The 555-nt window shown below is 56.2% G+C and carries 1 protein-coding gene; it reads left to right on the top strand.

Annotation, left to right across the window (positions count from 1 at the left end):
* Window positions 1–417: IMP dehydrogenase (locus RE027_RS18075; protein WP_368809682.1), on the top strand; the 417-nt coding region annotated here is incomplete at its 5' end.
* Window positions 418–555: the final 138 nt, after the last annotated feature.

The raw sequence follows: 555 nt of genomic DNA, 5'->3' as shown, positions 1-555 counted from the left end.
ATCGCCGCAGGTGCCGCAGCCGTGATGGTGGGCTCCATGCTGGCCGGTACCGAAGAATCCCCGGGTGAAATCGAACTCTACCAGGGGCGTTCTTATAAATCCTACCGCGGTATGGGCTCCCTGGGCGCGATGTCTAAAGGTTCCTCTGACCGTTACTTCCAGACCGATAACGCTGCTGACAAACTGGTGCCGGAAGGTATTGAAGGCCGCGTGGCGTATAAAGGCCGCCTGAAAGAGATCATTCACCAGCAGATGGGCGGCCTGCGCTCCTGTATGGGGCTGACCGGCTGTGGTACCATTGACCTGCTGCGTACCAAAGCGGAATTCGTACGCATCAGCGGTGCGGGTATCCAGGAGAGCCACGTTCACGACGTGACGATCACCAAAGAGTCCCCGAACTACCGTCTGGGCTCCTGATAAATTTCCGCGCCCGGCTCAATGCCGGGCGCTTTGTTTTGTTTCACTTGCCTCGGAATTAGCGTCAATGACGGAAAACATTCATAAACATCGCATTCTCATCCTGGACTTTGGTTCTCAGTACACTCAGCTGGTGGC

The organism is Kocuria sabuli (genome assembly GCF_040981185.1).
Classification (GTDB): Bacteria; Actinomycetota; Actinomycetes; order Actinomycetales; family Micrococcaceae; genus Kocuria; species Kocuria sabuli.
This window is presented reverse-complemented; position numbering and strand designations above follow the sequence as displayed.